We start from the raw sequence: 19070 nt of genomic DNA, 5'->3' as shown, positions 1-19070 counted from the left end.
CAGATGCAATATCTTATGGCCGGCTTGGCCATTTCACCACCCTTAACCGATCGGTTCCATGTCAAAAGCTCAAGAGACCCCGTCATCACCGCTTGACGACCCGGATACGGCGCGCGAACAAATCAGGTCGCTGCGCGCCGATCTGGCGAGTTGCCAAGCGCGTGCCGAGGCCGCCGAACGCGAAACCCGATGCTTTCGCGAACTCGCCGAGCACATCCAGGAAGTGTTCTGGATGACCAACCCGCTCGGCGACGAACTGATTTATATCAGTCCCGCCTACGAACATATCTGGGGGCAACCCTGTGCCAGCCTTCACGAAGACCCGGGTCGACGCCTCGCTTGGGTCCACGATGACGACCGCGAGCGGGTGCTCACGGCCTTCAAGCGCGACGCGGCCGAAGGCGACTACGACGAGGTCTTCCGCATCAATCGGCCGGACGGCGGGATTCGCTGGATCCGCGATCGCGCCTTTCCGGTCCGCGACGACTCGGGCGAGGTATATCGGCTGGCCGGCTTCGCCATCGATCTGACCGACGAAGTCGAAAGCCGCGACCACATGACCGAGCTTCAAAACCTGATCGCCACGCGCGAACGCATCAGCGTGTTCGCTTCCCTCGGCACGGGTCTGGCGCATGATCTGGCCCAGCCGCTCACTTCGGCGCGCAATTTCGTGACCGGCGCGCTATCGATAGCCCGCGAGGAGAACAGCGACCAGGCGGACCTGCTCGTGCGCGCTGAATATCAGATTCAAAGAGCCGCTTCCATCATCCGCCACCTGCGCGATTTCGCGCGCGAGGGCCATCCCACGATCAATCAGCAGGCGCTGTTCCCGATGCTCAGCGAAGTGCGCGAACTGCTCGCGCCAAGTCTGCGCGCCGAGCGAATTTCGCTCGACTGGCCGCAGGCGGAGGATCTGGCCGGTCTGGAACTGCCGATCGATCGGATTTTTACCCAGCAGGTGCTGCGCAATCTGATCGGCAACGCCGTCGAGGCACTCGCGAGTTCCGCGACCGCCGACGACGAGCGCCGCATCAGGCTGTGGGTGGACAGCGGCCACGCCCAGCAGGTCGATATCTACGTCGAGGACAACGGCGATGGCATCGACGAGGACGTGGCGCTGTTTTCACCATTCATGACCACCAAGGGCAGCGGCCTCGGCTTGGGTCTGAGCGTAAGTCGTTCGCTGGCACGCAGCCACGGGGGCGACCTCCATCTGGTCAGCCGTGGCCGCGACGGCTCGGGACCGACCTGTTTCATGCTGCGCCTGCCGCGCGAGTTCGTCGCCGCGGCCTGAGCGGGTGCCGGCAATGCGACCGCGCTCGCCGTTTAGAGTCCGCCGGAGCAATCAGCGCGGCGGGTGAAACAGCCGCATTAGAATCGCAAAGCCCAGCCCGTAGGCGGCGTTGGCCGCCAGCGCGACGCCGATCATATCCTTGGTATAGCCGGCCAGGGCCACGCCGAACAACGCACCGCCCACCCAAGGCGCGATCGCCAGCGATACGCCGGTCACCAGTACGGCGCCGAGGATGATCGCGCCGACATAATAACCGGCCGCTTCGGCATTGCGCACCAACGGCCAGATCACCAGCCCCCAGAGCGCGCCCCAGAGCGCGAGCGCGGCCACGACCGGCAAACCGGTGCCCACCAGGCCGTGGGTCGACCAGGTCGTCGTATTCGCGATGTCGGCGTCATCGAGCAGCCAGAGCAATCCCTGGTTGCAGCCGAGCATGGCAATGAGACCGGCGACAAACGCCTTGATGAACGCGAACATGACCGTATCCTAACCCGAGCAAGGGGCGGGAATTGTACTGATCGCGCTCAGTCGCGCGAAGACGTGCGCGCCGTATCCGCGCTTTGTTCGAACAGGCGCCGCCGCGCGGCCTCGTTTTTCGGCTCGCCGCCCCGCCACTGCTTGCCGAGATCCACGCCGCGCTGGACCGCCGGGCGCTGCTTGACGCGCTCGCGCCAGGCCGCCACGCGCGGAAATTCGTCCAGCGGCTGCCCCATCGCCTTGGCGATCAGCACCCAGGGCCAGTTGATAATGTCGGCGATCGTATACTGTCCGCCGACCAAATATTCGCGCGTGTCCAGCCGGCGCTCGAGCACGCCGAGACAACGGTGGTACTCGCCCCGGTAACGCTTTTCCGAATAACGATGATCGCCGGGCGCATAGTTGACGAAATGGCTCATCTGCCCGCCCATCGGCCCCAGGTTGCCGACCTGCCAGAACAGCCACTCGTCGATCTCCTTGCGCAGGCGCGCATCGTCGGCATAGAACCGGCCGGTCTTGGCGGCCAGGTATCGCGCGATGGCCGCGGACTCGAACACGGGTACCGGCGCAGCGCCATAGGCGGCCGGCGGCGCCTGATCGACGATCGCCGGCATCCGGTTGTTCGGCGAGATCGCGAGGAACGCCGGCTCGAACTGGTCGCCGGCGTTAATATCGACCGGGATCGTCCGATAGGCAATGCCCAATTCCTCCAGCAGAATTGAAATCTTCCAACCGTTGGGCGTCGGCCAGTAATAGAAATCGATCATCGGCTTTGGTCGTCTGCGTCCGTGGCCACGGCGCCGTCGTCGATCAGCGCCTGAATATGATCGGCGCGATAACCGATATCGGCCAGCACGGCGCGGGTATCGGCGCCCAGCGGCGGCGCCCCGCGCGGCGGCGATGTTTCGATGCCGGAAAAGCGCGCGGCTGGGCGCGTCTGACGCAGCCGGCCGGCCACGTCGTGCCCGGTTTCCAACAGACTATCGTTGGCCCGGATCTGAGCATGGTCCAGCAGTTCGCTGCGCGTGAGTACCGGGGCGCACGGCACGCCATGCTCGGTCAGCCGGTCGAGCCAGTGCTCGGCGCTGGCCTCACGCAGGCGTTCCTGGGTGAGCTCCAGTCGCGCATCGATATGGTCTTGTCGATCGGCCGCGGTGGCGAAACGCGGGTCGTCGCGCCAGTGCGGCGTTTCCAGTGCCTCGGTCAGCGCCTGCCATTCGGCATCGGTTTGCACGGCCACGCTGATGTAACCGGTCGCGGTCGCATAAATCAGATCAATGAAGCTCGCCGCCTGCGACTGCGCCATTTCGTCGCCGACGAACGTCTGGCTGTTCATATCCGAATGCCAGAGAAAATCGAGCACCGCATCGAGCATGGAGATCCGAATATGCTGCCCGCTCCCGCCGTTGGCGCGCGCCAGCAGGGCCGCGGTGATCGCCTGGGCGGCGACGTAGCCGGTGAGCTTGTCGGGCAGAATCGTCCGGACCAAGCGCGGACGGTCCTCGTCCGCGCCGCCCTGGATGCTCGCCAGGCCGGACAGCGCCTGCACGAGCGGGTCGTAGACCGGCTTGGCGGCGTAAGGCCCGTTCTCGCCGAAACCGCTGATCGAGACATAGATGACGTCCGGCGCCACATCGCGAACCGCCTGTTCGCCAATACCGATCCGGTCGGCCACGCCGGGCCGGAAGTTCTGCACGAAAACATCCGAGGTCGCCGCGATGCGCTTGAGCGCGGCCAGCCCGCCCTTGTGCTTGAGATCGAGCGCGACCGAGCGCTTGTTGCGATTGTTGTTGAGAAAACTGGCCGACATACCGGCCCGGCGATTGGAGGCCAGACGCGTGTAATCGCCCACGCCGGGGCGTTCGATCTTGATCACGTCGGCGCCCTGATCGGCGAGTTGCATGGTCGCCAACGGTCCGGAGATCATGGCGGTCATATCGCAGATGCGATATCCGTCGAGCGGTTGTTTCATGGTCCAAGTCTAGAACCTGTCGCCGCTTGGTGCGACCAGGGTTATTACGGTTTCATGCCACGCCGCGCCGGTCGTTCATATCTCGTCAAGCCTTACCCAAGTTAAATTCGCGCGCAATCGTGTTTCGCATCGGGCGAGACAAAAGACGCACAGGAGAAAATGTGATCAAGAAAACCTCGACATTGCTGATCGCCGCGATCCTCGGCCTGACAACGGTGGCACTGGCGGCCTGCGACAGCGACGACGGCCCGGCCGAGAAGGCCGGCCAGAAGATGGACGACGCGGCCGACAACGCGTCGGACGCCGTGAGCGACGCCGCCGACGACGCCTCGGACGCGATCGACGACGCTACCGACAACTGAGCGATCGCTCGGCTGATACCGGACAAGCCGGGCAACGCCGCATAGTACAGGCCGCCGCTGTTTTCCAGCGGCGGCCTGTTTTCGTCGCGGGCGTCGGTTTAGGCCGCCGGCGCGGGTTGCTTGCGCGGACCGCCCCCGCCCGCATACTGGGCCTTCGAGCCTGGCAGCGGCCGGCTCGCGGTCTCCGGAATCAGCAGGATCGGAATCAGCGCGATCGCGGCCGCGGCCATCAAATAGAACGCCGGCACCGAGTTGTTGTCGGTCACGCCGATCAGCCATTGAATGACATAGGGCGCGGTGCCGCCGAACAAGGCCGTGGAGATGTTGTAGGAGATCGCGAAGCCGCCGTAGCGCACGTTGGTCGGGAAGATCGCCGGCAACGTCGACGGCATCGTCCCGGACAGCGAGACGGTCAGCAGACCGAGAATGACGAGCCCGGCGACAATGCCCCAAACCTCCGTGGTCTGCAGCAGCGCGAACGCCGGATACGACAATAGAATGAAGCCGAGGCACGCGCCGACCAGCACTGGCTTACGGCCCACCCGGTCGGACAAGCCGCCAAACAGATAGATCACGCACATCATGCCCACCATCGTGACCACGAGCAGCAGCGTCGATTCCATGCCATTGATATTGAGCACCGTGGTCAAATACGACGGCAGGTAGGTCAGGATGGCGTAGTAGGCGACGTTGAGAATCAGCACCAGCCCCATGCATAGGATCAACTGGCGCAGATGGTTGGACACGACCTCGCCGAGCGAGCCCTTGGCCTCACCCTGCTCCTTGACCGCCTCGAACGCCGGGCTGTCCTCGAGCTTGAGCCGAAGATAGAGGCCGAACAGGCCCAGCGGCGCGGCGAACAGGAACGGAATGCGCCAGCCCCAGTCGTTGAAGGCCGCTTCGCCCAGGATCAGCTGCGTGCACAGCACCAGCAGCGCGCCGACGATATAGCCGCCCAGCGTGCCGAATTCGAGAAAGCTCGCCAGAAAGCCACGGTTTTTGTCCGGCGAGTACTCGCAGATGAAGGTCGCCGCGCCACCGTACTCACCGCCGGTGGAGAACCCCTGCACCAGACGGGCAACCACCAGCAGAATCGGGGCCCAGACCCCGATCGCATCGTAGCTCGGCAATACGCCGATGGCGAAGGTGCCGATCGACATCAGGATGATGGTCGTGGCGAGCACCGCCGAGCGGCCCACCTTGTCGCCCAGAGGGCCGAAGAACAGCCCGCCCAGCGGCCGGACCATGAAGGCCACGGCGAAACCGGCGAACGCGGCCAGCAGCGACGCCGATTCGCTGTGGGTGGGAAAGAACACGGCGCCGATGGTGGCGGCCATGTAGGAATAGACACTGAAATCGAACCATTCCAGCGCGTTGCCCATGCCGGCGGCCATCACCGCCCGTTGTACGTCGTCGCTATCGACGGAAAAGCTGTCGTCGGTCGTCTCGCTCATTGTTTATTCGGGCCGGGCCCGTTTTGCCGAGTCGTTTTTCGAACCTAGCAGTATCCCGAGGTCACTACAATGATCCGTACGACGGATAACCCGGCGGCTTGAGGGGGATCGGCCGGGCCGGCTAAATCGTCCTATCTTGTATTCGCGAACGACCCGCCGTAAATTCAGTTGTGTACATGGTTAAGAACAAAGGAGCGATCGATGCCGGTACGCAAGGCGAATGCCCAGTGGCAGGGCGATCTGAAATCGGGCAAGGGCGATATGGCGCTGGAAAGCGGCGCCTACGAAGGCCAGTTCTCCTACCGGACCCGCTTCGAGGACGGTACCGGCACCAACCCCGAGGAACTGGTCGGCGCGGCCCATGCCGGCTGCTTCTCGATGCAGTTCTCGGCGATGCTGGCCGCCGACGGCCATACCCCGGACTCGATCAAGACCGAGGCCCGGGTGCATTTCGCGATCGACGACACCCCGACCATCGAGCGCATCGAGTTGATCTGCCGCGGCAAGGTGCCGGGCATGGACGAAGAAACGTTCAAGCAGACCGCCGACAAGGCCAAGGAAGCCTGCCCGGTCTCGCGCCTGTTCAAGGGCGCCGAGATCGAGCTCGACGCGACGCTGGACGATTGACTCGCCGCATCGGGCATCGGGACAGCGATCCGAAAGGCCGGGGTTCAGTCCGGCCTTTTCATGATTACGCCGCCGCCGGCCAAGACGCGGCGATCGATGGGCGAGCGACCATTGTATTTTCGGACCATTGTATTTTTGGACGATCGTCGCAATCTTTGACGGCTCACGAATAAGCACGCCAACACAAAGAGGCCAATATGCAAGCGCAGCGCGACAACGTCGTCAGCATTCACTACGTCCTGCGCGATACCGAGGGCGAAATCATCGATCAGTCGGAAGAGCAGCCGTTGTCCTATCTCCACGGCCACGAAAATATCGTGCCGGGTTTGGAAAAAGCGATCGAAGGCCACGCCGAAGGCGACGAAGTACGCGCGACGGTCGAGCCCGATGAAGGTTACGGCCCTTATCGCGAGGAACTCGTTCAGACGGTCAATCGCGAAGCGTTCCAGGGCGTGGACGAACTCGCCCCGGGCATGAGCTTTCGCGCCGAGTCCGACGCCGGGCCCATGATCGTGACGATCAAGGAAGTCGCGGGCGACCAAGTCACGGTCGACGGCAACCACGTGCTTGCGGGTCAGAAGCTCGACTTCACGGTCAGCGTCGCGGGGATCCGCCCCGGCACCGATGCCGAGCTCGAACACGGCCACGTGCACGACGACAGTGACCACGCCGAAGGCCAGGGCTAGGGCCTGTTGCCATCTAATCGGCCGCCACGGATCAGCCGTGGCATCGATACCGGGGAGGCGACATGAGTGAACCGATCTTATTGATCACCGGAGGCTCGACCGGCATCGGCGCGGCCACGGCCCGAGCCGCGGTGGCCGACGGCTGGCGTGTCGCGCTGGCCGCGCGCACGGCGTCGAGGCTCGACGATCTGGTCGAAGAACTCGGCGGCGAATCGCAGGCGATCGCCATTGCTTGCGATGTCACCGATAAGACATCGCAGCAAACCATGGTCGAGACCGCACTCGGCCATTTCGGAAAGATCGACGCGGTATTCGCCAACGCCGGCATCGGCGGCAAGCCGGGCGGTTTCACCGGCGCCGACACCGAAGTCTGGAAGGACATGATCCTGACCAACGTCTACGGCGTCGGGCTGACGATTCAGTGCACCGCCGAGGCGCTCAAGGCCAGCCGCGGCCATCTGTTGATTACGGGATCGGCGGCCGGCCGGGCGACCATCCCGGGGTCGATGTACAGCGCCACCAAGTGGGCGGTCTCGGCGATCGGTTACGGGGTACGCGAGGAACTGCGCGGCACCGGCGTACGCACCACGCTGATCGAGCCGGGCATGGTCGATACGCCGTTCTTCGACCAAAAGCCGGAGCACGCGCTGGCCGACCGCGATATCGCGGCGTCGGTCATGTATGCGCTATCCCAGCCGGCGCACGTCGACGTCAACGAAATCCTCGTTCGTCCGACCCCGCCGCTCGACGAAGCGTAACGCCGGTACGCGAGACAAACGACAGCCGCCTTTGACGAAGGCGGCTTTTTTGTTGCTGCTCGAAGACGGTATAAGGCCAAAATAAACGTGTAAAAATTTTTAGAACAATATTTTACGCGTAGGTCGGATTAGCGCGCAGCGCGTAATCCGACGCCAAGCGGGGATATATTGGCAGTCGTATTCTGTCGGATTACGGCTAACGCCTAATCCGACCTACGCGAATTCATGTGTTTATTGATGTAACAAACATTATTTGACCAGCAGATAGCCGGCCACCCAGCCTTTCATGCCGCCGGAGGCCCGGACATAACGCCAGCCGTTTCGCTCATCCAGCAACTCGACGCGATCGCCGCGATGCAGTTGGCCGATAACCCGCCCGCTACGGGACGCCCGGGCGCGGACGTTGATCGCATCGACGCCGACCGCGGCATGGGTGGCCGCGGCCGGCTTCGGCTCGGTCGCCGCAGGCTTGGTTTGGTCGGCCGTTTTCTGATCGCGGCCACCCGATTGCGGTTCCAATCCACTGCCGTTGTCGTTCGCCGCGCGCCGATCGGGGCGGTCCGACTCGTCCTCGAACTCGAACAGCGGCGGCGGCGCGTTTTTTTCCGGCGCACGGCCGCGCGGTTGTTCGGGGGGCGCAGCCGGGTCGGACGGTTTTTCGCGTTCGACGCCCACCTTCGAACTCGAGTCGTCCCCGGCCGGCGGCGGTGTTTGCTTCGCTTTTGCCGCCACAGGAGATTGCGTCGCCGCGTCCGGCTTATCGTCCGGCCCGTGTTCCGGTTCGCGCTTGGTCGTCGCCGGACGATCCGAGGCGGGCCGGCTCGGTTGTTCTGTGTCGCCGGCCAGTGGCGCCTGGCTGCTCGAAAGCAGGAAATTGGCGGCCCAGCCCACGGTGTAGTTGTCGGGCAGAAGAATCTGTGTCCAGTCGTCACGACGCGCGAGCACGACGGCCACGGCGTCGCTGTCGGCATGGCCCACCACGCGCGCCTCGCGATTGGGCTGGTCGTGCACGTTTACATCGTCGGCGTCGACATGAATACGCGGCAGATCGGCGGTGATACGCGGCAGGTTGTCGATCGCCGCACTGTTGCCGCCGGCCGCCGCCCGGGCCGCCCAGAAGGCGGCCTTGCCGGTATTCCGCGGTACGCCCTTGCCTTCCATGTAGAGCACGGCCAAATTGTTCTGCGACGCGGCCAGACCATCGTCGGCGCCGCGGCGAAACCATTGGGCCGCCTTGCCGAAATCGCGCGGCACACCTTTGCCGGCTTTATACATGATGCCCAGGTTGTGCTCGGCGCGCGGATAATGCTGCGCCGCCGCCTTTTTATACCATTGCCGTGCTTTGTCGTAATCACGCTCGACACCATAGCCCCGGTCGTAGAGCACGCCCATGTTGTACTGGGCCGCGGCGTCTCCGCTCTTGGCCAGCGCCCGGTTCTGTTCCAGGATTTGCTGCGCGCGTTCGGCGCTCGGGGCATCGCCGGCCGCCGCCGCGGTCAACGGCGCGGCCACCAGGCTGGCGGCGACAAGAATGGCAAGCCGAAGGCCGGCTCTCGCGCTCATGGGCGATCCTTGCGAAAAGAGGCAACAAGCCTAACCCCGCCGCCGGTCGAACGCGACCCCGATGGGCGGCTCAATCCGCGCGATCGGCGTTATCGGCACGGGCGCGGTAGCGCGCAACGAACGTGGCCACGGCCTCGGCGATCGCCGGGTCGCGCTGGTCGGCGCCGGGCGCGTGGCCGAGCAGAATACGGGTGTGCGGATCCCCGCGCAGCAGGCTCGGAAACCGGTCGGCCGCGCGGCGGTATGTGTATTTGACAGCCATCTCGCCGGCGACTAAATTAGCGCGCCTGAACTGAACCCTACAGTTCAACCTGGGTTCCACCGAATCGGGTCTTCATGCGAACCGCACTCTCTTCACGCTCGCCGGCGCGCCGTGCCGCGCTGGCGGCTGCGTTCACGCTGGCCGCGCTCATTACCGGCTGCACCGTGGGCCCGGACTACCAGCCGCCGGCCAAGCCGCCGAACACGGCCTACGATATCAACGAGTCGACCAGCGGCGACCAGTCCGTCGATAGCGCCGGCGGTCGCGAGGCGATTCCCAAGCAGGCTTTCGATCGCGCGGCCAAAGTCCGCGCGGACTGGTACCAGGTGTTCGGCTCCGACAAGCTCGACGCATTGATCGGCCGCGCCATCAAGGACAGCCCGACGCTGGCCGCCGGCCGCGCCCGGATCGACGCCGCGCGCGAGGTGGTCAACGAGAACGAGGGCGCGCTCTATCCGCGCATCGGCGTCAACGGCGGCTACTCGCGCAACCGCGTGACCGGCGCCCAGTTCGGCATCATCCAGCCGTCGTTCACCAATGTGTTCAATCTGTATCAGACCCAGGCCACCGCGAGCTACGATCTCGACCTGTTCGGCAAGACCCGGCGCATGATCGAGGCCAGCAACGCGCAACTCGACGAGCAGCGGTATCAGGTGATCGATACCTACGTGACCCTGATCAACAACGTAGTGGCGACCGCGATCGCCGAGGCCGGACTCAACGCCGCGATCGAAACCACACGCGACATCGCCCAAAGCCAGGCCAACGCGCTCGACATCGTGCGCAAACAGATCAAGTACGGCACGGCCATCGAAGCCGACGCCACCCAGATCCAAACCCAGCTGGCGCGCACCCGGGCCTCGCTCGAGCCGCTGCGCAAGCAGAAGACGCTGGCGGTCAATCGTCTGGCGGTGCTGGTCGGCAGCAATCCGGGCACCTTCAACGATCCCGATTTCACGCTCGACGCGCTGCGCCTGCCGCGCGAACTGCCGGTTAGCTTGCCCAGCCAGTTGGTCAAGCAGCGGCCGGATATTCTGGCCGCGGCCGCCGCGGTTCATGCCGCCAGCGCCCGAATCGGCGTCGCCACCGCGAATCTGCTGCCCGACATCAGCATCGGCGGCTCCTATAGCCGTTCGGCGCTGACCCCTGCGGATCTCGCCGATCCGGCGTTCGCCCTGTATTCACTGGGCGCGTCGCTGAGCGCGCCGCTGTTCGAGGGCGGGCGTCTGCGCGCCGCCAAGCGCCGGGCCGAGGATCTGTTCGTGGCCGCGCTGGCCGATTACCGGGCCACCATGCTGGCGGCGTTCGGCGAAGTGGCGAACAGCCTGCGCTCGATCGAATCGGATGCCCGCGCGCTGGAAGCCCAGCGGGTCGCCCTCGAAGCCGCGCGCAATAACCTAAAGACGGTACGCACCCAACTGAAAAACGGCGTGGCGGACTACGTCAATCTGTACACCGCCCAGTCGCAGTACCAGAGCGCCGAGCTGGCTTTCATCAAAGCCCGGGTGACCCGCTACCGCGATACCGCGAACCTGTTTCGCGCGCTGGGCGGCGGCTGGTCGAGCGCCGGCCATTCGCCGGTGGCCGATACGGCCGGCGCCGATCACACCACCGCCGATAAGAATTAGACGCCGATGGCCGATGACAGCAAGCCCGACGACGACCGGGCCGGCAAGCCCAAGTCCGGGCGCCGCAAGTGGTATCTGCTGGGGTTGGCGGCGATCTTCGTGATCGCCGGCGTGGCCTACGCGATCTACTACTTCACGGTTGCCCGGTTCTATGCCGAGACCAACGACGCCTACGTCAAGGGCAATCGCATCCAGCTCACGCCACAGATCAACGGCACGGTCGTCTCGATCGCGGCCGACGACACCGATTTCGTGCACGCCGGCCAGATCCTGGTTCGGTTGGACCCGACCGATGCCCGCAACGCGCTGAACCACGCCGAGGCCCGGCTTGCCGAGGTCGTGCGTTCGGTGCGCCAGTTGTATGCCCGGGTCGACGAACAGCAATCGATCATCGAGCAGCGCAAAAGCAGCCTCGCCCAGGCCAGGCGCGACTACCGACGCAACAAGCACTTGATCCAGGCGCACGGCGTGACCCATCAGGCCTTCGAACGCTCGCGCACGACCTATCGCGAAGATCGCGCCGCCCTGGCCGCGGCCCGGCATAAGCTCGCCGAGCTCACGGCCCGGACCGACGGCACCACGGTGCGTGACCATCCGCGCGTCAAGCAGGCCGAAGCCGAACTGCGCAGCGCTTATCTCGATCTTGTCCGCACCCGTATTCCGGCGCCGGTGAGCGGCCATGTCGCGCAGCGCGAGGTACAGGTCGGCCAGCGCGTCGATCCGTCCAAGCCGATGCTGTCGATCGTGCCGGCCGATCAAATCTGGGTGGAGGCCAATTTCAAGGAAACCGGGCTGGCGGCCATGCGGATCGGCCAGCCGGCCACCGTGGTTTCGGACTTCTACGGCAACGACGTGACCTATCACGGCCACGTGGCCGGCATCAGCGCGGGCACCGGCTCGGTCTTCGAACTGCTGCCGCCGCAGAACGCGACCGGTAACTGGATCAAGATCGTGCGTCGCGTGCCGGTGCGCATCGTGCTCGACAACGCGCATCACAAGCTCGACCGCTATCCGCTGCGGCTCGGCCTGTCGATGAACGTCACCGTGAACCTGCACGATACCAGCGGCCCACGGCTGTCGAAGAGTTCGCCAAAGCAGCCGCGCTACCGCACCACGGTTTATCGACAACGCTTGGCGGGCGCGGACCGGCTGATCGGCAAGATCGTCGACGCGAACGACGGCCCAAACAACGGCCCGAACAACGACAAGCTCCCGGCCGCTAGCGCCACAGGCTCCGCGGCCGGCTCATGAGCGCGGCCGCCGGGGCCGGCCCCGGGGCCGACACGCCCGCACCGCTGCCTACCGGCGCCCGGGTCATGGTCACCCTGAGCCTGGCGCTCGCGGTGTTCATGAACGTGCTGGATATATCGATCGCGAACGTATCGATCCCCACCATCGCGGGCAATCTCGCGGTCTCCTCCAGCCAGGGCACGTGGGTGATCACCTCCTTCGCGGTCGCCAACGCCATTGCCGTGCCGGTCTCCGGGTGGCTTGCCCGGCGGGTCGGCGAGGTCAAGCTGTTCGTGATCTGCACCGCGCTGTTCACGATGGCCTCGTTCGCCTGCGGCATCGCGCCGAGCTTTTATTTCCTGCTCGCCATGCGCGCCCTCCAGGGCCTGGTGGCCGGGCCGATGATCCCCTTGTCGCAGAGCCTGCTGCTGGCCAACTATCCGCCGGAAAAGCGCGGTTTCGCCAACGGCATCTGGGGCATGACCGCGGTGGTCGGGCCCATCGCCGGGCCGATTCTCGGCGGCTGGATCACCGACAATATCAGCTGGTCGTGGATCTTCTATATCAACGTGCCGGTCGGCATCTTTTCCGCGCTGGTGACCTGGACCGTCTTGCGCGAGCGCGAGACCGAAACCGCGAAGCTGTCGTTGGATGTCGTCGGTCTGGTGCTGCTGACGATCGGCGTCGGCGCCCTGCAGATCATGCTCGACAAGGGCAACGAAGACGGTTGGTTCCAGTCGCCGATGATCACGACGCTGGCCGTGGTGGCGACCGTGTTCCTGTCGTTCTGGATCGTCTGGGAACTCACCGACGATAATCCGGTGGTCGATCTGCGCCTGTTCGCGCGGCGCAATTTCACGGTCGCCACGCTCGGCGTGACCTTCGGCTTCATGACCTATTTCGCCGGCGTCGTGCTGCTGCCGCTGTGGCTTCAGAACGTCCAGGGTTATACCCCGACCTGGGCCGGCATCACGACCGCTTCGCTGGGCGTGCTCGGCGTGATCTTCTCGCCCATCGTCGGCCGCCTGACCGACAAGATCGATCTGCGCTTGATCGTGACCTTCGGGATGCTGTTGTTCGCGGTGTTGTCGTTCGTCAAGGCCGACGCCAATACCGACATCAGCTTTCAGCGCCTGTTTCTGACGCGCCTGCCCTGGGGCATCGGGCTGGCCTGCTTCTTCATCCCGTTGATCACGCTGTCGTTGACCGGTCTGCCGCGCGACAAAATCGCCAGCGCCTCGGGGCTGTTCAATTTCATGCGGCTGATCGCGCTGGCGATCGGCACTTCGCTGTCGCAAACGCTCTGGGATCGGCGCGAGGCGTTTCACGACCATGTGCTGTCGTCGCACACCGCGCTCGCCGACCCGGCGACCGTGCACTGGCTCGCGCAGGCTCGGGCCGCCGGGGTGAGCCAGGATCAGGCCTACGGCGCGATGGCGGGCGTGATCAAACAACAATCGTTCATGCTCGGGCTCAACGAGATGTACACCCTGGCCGGCTGGGTCTTTCTCGGCCTGACCGTGCTGATCTGGTTCTCGAGGCCGAACGCGCCCTAGAAGTCTGCGCCTAGCCAAGTTCGCGCACGGCGCGCCGGCGAATGTGTTACTTTATAACACCCTTACAGCCGGTGTCGGTTCCGTGGCGCGTCATCCGTCGATCTTCCCCGCCCCCGTCGCGGCGGCCGTGCTCGATATGCCCGGCTTGTGCCTCGCGTCGATACTGGCCTGGGCGGCGCTGGTGCTCGCCGGCGGCTACGATGGATTATGGATACTGGTCACGCTGACCGTGTTCAGCGCCGTGGCTTTTCTAATCGGCGCGCTGGTCAGCGCGATTCCACACCCGGCCCGCTTGATAACCCGCGTGGACGGCGCCGCCGCCGGTGCGATGCTCGCCGCGGCGCTGGTCTTGGTGGTGCCACACGCCCTGATCGAACACGCCGGGGCCGGCGCCCTCGGTTTGCTTCTCGGGCTCGGCGTCGGCCTGGCGCTGCAGATCACCGCATCGGGCCGTGGCGGCCGGGCCATGCTCGGCGCGCTGACGCTGCATTCGATCTGCGACGGCGTGGTGCTGGGCGCGCTCTATACCCTGATCCCGGCGCTCGGCTGGGGCGCGGGGTTGGCCATTCTCGCCCACAAAGCACCGGCCGGATACGCGCTCGCGCGCCGCCTCGCGCGCTCGCGGTCACGCCGGATTTTAGTCGTACTGCCGGCTTTGGGGACTGGACTCGGCGCGCTGTGTACTGCAATGATGCCGGCGGTCGTGGCCTTGCCGGCCGGCCTGATCTTCGGTGCGGCCGCCGGACTGTTCTTGTTCGTCGCCCTGGCATTCTTCGCGTCGAGCGCAAGAGCCGGTTCGCTCGACGCCGTGGACTGGCTGGCCTTCGCCCTGGGTGGCGCGGTTATTGCTTTGGTGGGCTGGATCGCGCCACACGGCATCTAGATCGGGCTGGACCGGGCGCGCCGCCACGAAATACGACGATCAAGAAACTTTACCGGCCGGGGCCGGTCATAAGAGTTTGGTTTTTCGACATCATGTAAGCGTCGGGCGGCAAGCCATCGGGTTGGTCTCGGCATAGAGGGTTGGGAATGCAAAAGCGCGTGTTACGTGCCGGCGCCGCCGGCGCGCTCGGTGTAAGTTTATGTTTTTGCGGCGGCGTTCAGGCGGCGCCCGCGAAATCCGAAAGCACCGGGCTACGCGCTTCAAGCAAATCGAGCAAGCGAGCCGAACGTAAAATCCAGCCGCTCGACGCAGCCCGGATGCAGGCCACCGAGGCTTTGGGCCCGACCACCACCTCGCAGATTACGCCCTGGCAACAACTCACGGTGCACTCGGGCGACACTTTATCCGGCGTGTTCGCGCGCGCGGGGCTGGGCGCATCGCAGTGGCGGGCGCTGCTCAATCTCGACACCTCGACTGACGCTTTGCGTCATATTCACCCCGGCGATACGCTGAACATCCGCAAGACGCCGGCCGGCAAGCTCGCCGAACTGCGTTACCGGCTCGGCCCGATCAAAACCCTGCACGTGAACCGTGAAGGCTCGAAACTTCGGGCCAAGATCGAAAAGCGGGCCACGCAGACCCGCGAGATCACCGCCACCGGGACGGTGGGCGAATCGCTGTCGCATTCGTTGATCGCGAACGGCGTGCCGGCGCGCATCGCCGATCAAATGGCCCATATCTACCGTTATCGCCACAACCTGCGCCATCTGCATCCGGGCGATCGGTTTTCGGTCATCTATCGCGCCACGTACAGCGACGGCCGACAGATCTCGAGCGGTCCGATACTGGCCGCGAGCATTACCACCAACCACCATAACTACAAGGCCTTTCGTGCCAAGGACGCGGACGGCGACTTCGGTTACTTCGATACCGCGGGCAACTCTTATATGCCGGCGTTCACGCGCAAACCGGTCGCTTACACCCGGATCAGCAGCCGCTTCAATCTGCATCGGCTCAATCCGGTCACGCATACCGTGCGCCCGCACGAGGGTGTGGATATGGCCGCCCCGATGGGCACGCCGATTCATGCCGCGGCCGAGGGCACGGTGAAGTATGCGGGTTGGATGCACGGCTACGGTCGCATCGTCGAGTTGAAGAACTTCGACGGCTACAGCACGCGCTATGCCCATATGCACAAGATCCGTTCGAATCTGGACGTCGGCGAGCACGTGACCAAGGGCGAAGTGATCGGCTACGTCGGCGAATCGGGCGAAGCCACCGGCCCGCATCTGCATTTCGAGATCCGTCGCGACGGGGTCGCCTACAATCCGTTGACGGTCGAGCTGCCATCGGGCCATTCGCTGCCGCACGACAAACTGGCCGCTTATACCCGCAAGATTCAGCCGCTGATCGCCAAGCTGTCGCCGGCGCCGACCACGCTGCTAGCCAAGACGGCTTCAACGCCGGCCGATAACGACAGCTGCACGCGGGCGGTTTCGCTCAACGCCACGCTCGCGCTCGACCCGGTCGGCGCAGCCCGCCAGCACAGCCTCGGCAATATCTTTTGTGTGGTGCACCACCAACATCCAACCAACGCCTGATCCAGCGGGCCGCGACGCCTGGCCGCGGCTCGTGACAAAAGAAAGCCGCGCTGGAAACCGCGCGGCTTTCGTTGCAGGTCGTAAACCGCCCGTGGCGTTACGGCCGATTTAACGGTGGCGTCAGTCTCAGTCGTCGTGATACCAGCCGCGATGCCAACCGTTGTCATGGTGGCCGTAGCGTACATCGCGGCGATGATCCCAGTCGCCGCGATAGCGGTCGTCATCGTCATCGTTATATATGTCGGCCAACACGGCGCCGCCGGCGCCCCCGAGACCACCGCCGATCACGGCGCCGGTCTGGCCGCCCATCGAGCCGCCGATCATGGCGCCGATAGCCCCGCCCAGGCCGCCGCCCAACGCCGAGTTGAGCGTGTCGTTGGCCATCGCCACCGAACTGCCGCCGCTCAGCATGAGCGCCGCGACCAAGGAAACGATCTTCTTGTTACGCATGTTTTTACCCTGTCTTTTCTAGCGTGGGGCCAAGTGTACATGTTTTCGTTTAATAAAAACTGAACAAAATAAACATAGATGTTGGCCGTCTGTTCATTGTTTGTCGCGTCGGACTCGGCCACAGTGTTTGTCAGCCAATTTGAATGCTTTAACGGAGCCCACGATGGACCTGATTCGAATCCTGTTGGCGATCCTGTTGCCGCCGGTCGGCGTGTTTCTGCAAGTCGGGTTCGGCCTGCAGTTCTGGATCAATATTCTGCTGACGATCTTCGGTTATATCCCGGGTATCATCCACGCGGTGTATATCATCGCCACGCGCGACTGAACGCAATTGACGCAACCCGGGCCCGTGCCGCCGGGCGAACCGGCGGCACGGGCCCGCGGCCGCGACGCGCCATGCCGTCCATGCCGAGCGACCCCGTGAAATCGCTGTCACTGCCCCAATCCTGTTGCATACACGTTCACGATACGACGGTTCGACATGCCACCCGATCTTTCCGTACTCGACCTTGTACCGGTGCCCAGCGGCACCGCGGCCTCGCAGGCGGTTCGTAACAGTATCGATCTCGCCCGCCTGGCCGAAGCCTGCGGTTACACCCGCTACTGGATATCCGAACATCACAGCATGCCGGCGATCGCCAGTTCGTCGCCCGAAGTGCTGCTTTCCCGGATCGGCGCGCTGACCGATCGCATCCGCATCGGCTCGGGCGGCATCATGCTGCCCAACCACGCGCCGATGCGCGTCGCCGAACATTTTCGTACCCTTGAAGCCCTGTATCCGGGGCGCGTGGATCTGGGACTCGGGCGCGCCCCGGGTTCGGACATGCGCGCCAATCGCGCCCTGCACGCCGGCTCCGGCGAGCACTTCGCGGAGATGCTCGACGAAATGCTGTCGCTGGCCGAGGACCGTTACCCGGCCGATCATCCATATGCCGGCGTCAAGGTCGTGCCCGAGGACGCGCCGATGCCACCGATCTGGATTCTGGGCTCCTCCGGCGCCAGCGCGGAAATGGCGGGTGCGGCCGGCTACGGCTACAGCTTCGCCAGCCACTTCAGTCCGATGCCGCCCGAGCCGGCGCTGGAACGCTATCGTTATGCGTTCGCGCCGTCCGAACGCTTTACCGAACCCCACATCATTCTGGGCGTATCGGTCATCTGTGCGCCCACCGACGAAGAGGCCGAGGCGCTGGCCACGACCGTCGATCTGATGTGGCTTCGCCTGCGCCGCGGCCAATTTCTGCCGCTGCCCTCGCCCGAGGAGGCGCGTGCCTATTCCTACAGCGATCTGGAGCGAAACGCGGTCAGGGAAAACCGCGCCCGACATGTCATCGGCGCCCCGGAAACCGTGGCAAAACAATTGCGCGACATGGCCCGGCGCACCGACGCGAACGAACTGATGATCGTATCGAATATCCACGACGCCGGGGCGAGACTTCGCTCCTACGAATTGGTGGCCGAGGCGATGGCACGCGAGTAAGCGGGTACAAATCTCGGGCGCCGTCGGCCGATAAAGATGACGCCGCCGGGTCGGACGGCGCACAATACCAAGGCTTATATATTGAGGATGAGTTCGCCATGACCGCCCAATCCGCGCCAGAGGACATCGAATTTCCCGCGCTCGACGAGCAATTGTGCTTCGCGTTGTATACCGCGACCCATCGAATCACGCGCGCCTACCGCCCCTTGCTCGAACCGCTGGGGCTTACCTATGTCCAGTATTTGGTGATGCTGGTGCTTTGGGAGTCCGCACCCCGTTCCGTGGGCGAGCTGGGCCAATCGCTGTATCTGGACAGCGGCACCCTCACCCCTTTGCTCAAGCGCATGGAAAAGGCCGGCCTCATTACCCGGCAGCGGGACAACAACGATGAACGACGCGTGCTCATTCATCTGACCGAGCGCGGTCGGGCGCTCAAGTCCGAGGCCCGGCATATCCAGGCCGATATGCTCTGCCGCATGGAGCTGACACGCGAGGAATCGCGCGATCTCCAGAACCGGGTAGTGAACCTGATCGAGCGCTTGGAAAAGAACTAGACACTAATTTGCGCCGGCGCCTGCCGGCACGACGGTGCGCGCGCGATGCATGGATAACCGGTGGCGGCCAGCGCATCGGCATCGGCCAGCCACGGCGTGTGCCGCAGCGTTCGCGGCAGTGCTTCGAGTTCCGGCAGCCAACGGCTGACGTATTCAGCATCGCGGTCGTAGCACAGCGCCTGAGCCAGCACGTCGAAGCCGTGGTCGCGCTTATCCGTGCCCACGCCGGCGATGTT

Annotated in this window: 21 protein-coding genes; 13 read left to right on the top strand and 8 right to left on the bottom strand. The window is 64.7% G+C overall.

Annotation, left to right across the window (positions count from 1 at the left end; translation table 11 throughout):
- The first annotated feature begins 58 nt into the window (after positions 1-58).
- A complete protein-coding gene (locus VFJ08_RS13580; RefSeq protein WP_324997760.1) occupies positions 59-1294 on the top strand; it encodes a sensor histidine kinase in 1236 nt (411 codons plus the stop codon).
- A gap of 51 nt (positions 1295-1345) precedes the next feature.
- Here the strand turns inward: VFJ08_RS13580 and VFJ08_RS13575 are convergent, their stop codons facing one another.
- Genes VFJ08_RS13575 through VFJ08_RS13565 form a run of 3 tightly spaced genes read right to left on the bottom strand, consistent with a single transcriptional unit; the run spans position 1346 to position 3743 of the window.
- Positions 1346-1771, bottom strand: coding sequence for a hypothetical protein (locus VFJ08_RS13575; protein WP_324997759.1), 426 nt, complete (start codon positions 1769-1771; stop codon positions 1346-1348).
- Positions 1772-1818: 47 nt separating this feature from the next.
- Positions 1819-2538 (bottom strand): glutathione S-transferase family protein, encoded by a 720-nt coding sequence (locus VFJ08_RS13570; RefSeq protein ID WP_324997758.1) that lies wholly within the window; start codon positions 2536-2538, stop codon positions 1819-1821.
- Positions 2535-3743, bottom strand: coding sequence for a CoA transferase (locus VFJ08_RS13565; protein ID WP_324997757.1), 1209 nt, complete (start codon positions 3741-3743; stop codon positions 2535-2537). Before VFJ08_RS13565 ends, VFJ08_RS13570 begins: the two co-directional genes overlap by 4 nt.
- A 161-nt stretch (positions 3744-3904) precedes the next feature.
- Here VFJ08_RS13565 and VFJ08_RS13560 point away from each other — a divergent pair, with 161 nt between their 5' ends.
- Positions 3905-4105, top strand: a complete 201-nt coding sequence (locus VFJ08_RS13560; RefSeq protein WP_324997756.1) for a hypothetical protein — start codon at positions 3905-3907, stop codon at positions 4103-4105.
- A 98-nt stretch (positions 4106-4203) separates the two neighbouring features.
- Here VFJ08_RS13560 and VFJ08_RS13555 read toward each other — a convergent pair whose 3' ends face one another.
- A complete protein-coding gene (locus VFJ08_RS13555) occupies positions 4204-5559 on the bottom strand; it encodes an MFS transporter (protein WP_324997755.1) in 1356 nt (451 codons plus the stop codon).
- Positions 5560-5760: 201 nt separating this feature from the next.
- Between VFJ08_RS13555 and VFJ08_RS13550 the strand changes: the two genes are divergently transcribed.
- The 3 genes from VFJ08_RS13550 to VFJ08_RS13540 all read left to right on the top strand — a co-directional run bounded on the left by VFJ08_RS13550 (position 5761) and on the right by VFJ08_RS13540 (position 7630).
- The gene (locus VFJ08_RS13550; RefSeq protein ID WP_324997754.1) at positions 5761-6186 is read left to right on the top strand and encodes an OsmC family protein; all 426 of its coding nucleotides are present in this window, start codon (positions 5761-5763) and stop codon (positions 6184-6186) included.
- 197 nt (positions 6187-6383) lie between these two features.
- Positions 6384-6872 (top strand): peptidylprolyl isomerase, encoded by a 489-nt coding sequence (locus VFJ08_RS13545; protein ID WP_324997753.1) that lies wholly within the window; start codon positions 6384-6386, stop codon positions 6870-6872.
- Between the two features lie 62 nt (positions 6873-6934).
- Positions 6935-7630 carry an SDR family oxidoreductase gene (locus tag VFJ08_RS13540; protein WP_324997752.1) on the top strand — a complete coding sequence of 232 codons (696 nt, stop codon included), beginning with the start codon at positions 6935-6937 and terminating at the stop codon, positions 7628-7630.
- A 249-nt stretch (positions 7631-7879) separates the two neighbouring features.
- Here VFJ08_RS13540 and VFJ08_RS13535 read toward each other — a convergent pair whose 3' ends face one another.
- Together VFJ08_RS13535 and VFJ08_RS13530 are read right to left on the bottom strand one after the other, a co-directional pair.
- Complete coding sequence (locus VFJ08_RS13535; RefSeq protein ID WP_324997751.1) at positions 7880-9193, bottom strand: SH3 domain-containing protein; 1314 nt, start codon at positions 9191-9193, stop codon at positions 7880-7882.
- A gap of 70 nt (positions 9194-9263) precedes the next feature.
- On the bottom strand, positions 9264-9455 hold the full coding sequence (locus tag VFJ08_RS13530) for a TetR/AcrR family transcriptional regulator C-terminal domain-containing protein (protein ID WP_324997750.1): 192 nt from the start codon (positions 9453-9455) through the stop codon (positions 9264-9266).
- A 74-nt stretch (positions 9456-9529) separates the two neighbouring features.
- Here VFJ08_RS13530 and VFJ08_RS13525 point away from each other — a divergent pair, with 74 nt between their 5' ends.
- The 5 genes from VFJ08_RS13525 (at position 9530) to VFJ08_RS13505 (ending at position 16353) form a co-directional block, all read left to right on the top strand.
- Positions 9530-11083, top strand: coding sequence for an efflux transporter outer membrane subunit (locus VFJ08_RS13525; protein WP_324997749.1), 1554 nt, complete (start codon positions 9530-9532; stop codon positions 11081-11083).
- Positions 11084-11089: 6 nt separating this feature from the next.
- A complete protein-coding gene (locus VFJ08_RS13520; RefSeq protein WP_324997748.1) occupies positions 11090-12334 on the top strand; it encodes an HlyD family efflux transporter periplasmic adaptor subunit in 1245 nt (414 codons plus the stop codon).
- A complete protein-coding gene (locus VFJ08_RS13515; protein ID WP_324997747.1) occupies positions 12331-13869 on the top strand; it encodes a DHA2 family efflux MFS transporter permease subunit in 1539 nt (512 codons plus the stop codon). Before VFJ08_RS13520 ends, VFJ08_RS13515 begins: the two co-directional genes overlap by 4 nt.
- 82 nt (positions 13870-13951) lie before the next feature.
- A complete protein-coding gene (locus tag VFJ08_RS13510) occupies positions 13952-14752 on the top strand; it encodes a hypothetical protein (RefSeq protein WP_324997746.1) in 801 nt (266 codons plus the stop codon).
- Positions 14753-15069: 317 nt separating this feature from the next.
- Complete coding sequence (locus VFJ08_RS13505; protein ID WP_324997745.1) at positions 15070-16353, top strand: M23 family metallopeptidase; 1284 nt, start codon at positions 15070-15072, stop codon at positions 16351-16353.
- Positions 16354-16479: 126 nt separating this feature from the next.
- Here VFJ08_RS13505 and VFJ08_RS13500 read toward each other — a convergent pair whose 3' ends face one another.
- The gene (locus VFJ08_RS13500; RefSeq protein WP_324997744.1) at positions 16480-16803 is read right to left on the bottom strand and encodes a hypothetical protein; all 324 of its coding nucleotides are present in this window, start codon (positions 16801-16803) and stop codon (positions 16480-16482) included.
- Positions 16804-16966: 163 nt separating this feature from the next.
- Between VFJ08_RS13500 and VFJ08_RS13495 the strand changes: the two genes are divergently transcribed.
- The 3 genes from VFJ08_RS13495 to VFJ08_RS13485 all read left to right on the top strand — a co-directional run bounded on the left by VFJ08_RS13495 (position 16967) and on the right by VFJ08_RS13485 (position 18834).
- Positions 16967-17128, top strand: a complete 162-nt coding sequence (locus VFJ08_RS13495) for a YqaE/Pmp3 family membrane protein (protein WP_324997743.1) — start codon at positions 16967-16969, stop codon at positions 17126-17128.
- A 156-nt stretch (positions 17129-17284) separates the two neighbouring features.
- Positions 17285-18280, top strand: coding sequence for an LLM class flavin-dependent oxidoreductase (locus VFJ08_RS13490; protein WP_324997742.1), 996 nt, complete (start codon positions 17285-17287; stop codon positions 18278-18280).
- Positions 18281-18378: 98 nt separating this feature from the next.
- Complete coding sequence (locus tag VFJ08_RS13485; protein WP_324997741.1) at positions 18379-18834, top strand: MarR family transcriptional regulator; 456 nt, start codon at positions 18379-18381, stop codon at positions 18832-18834.
- On the opposite strand, the gene VFJ08_RS13480 is transcribed toward VFJ08_RS13485, so the two are convergent.
- Positions 18831-19070 (bottom strand): FAD-binding domain-containing protein (locus VFJ08_RS13480; RefSeq protein ID WP_324997740.1); only part of this gene is annotated, 240 nt, incomplete at its 5' end. The two genes, VFJ08_RS13485 and VFJ08_RS13480, sit on opposite strands and share 4 nt — an antisense overlap.

Source organism: Salinisphaera sp. (assembly GCF_035690525.1).
GTDB lineage: Bacteria > Pseudomonadota > Gammaproteobacteria > Nevskiales > Salinisphaeraceae > Salinisphaera.
Note: the sequence above shows the minus strand (reverse complement) of the source record. Positions and strands in the feature narration are given on the sequence as shown.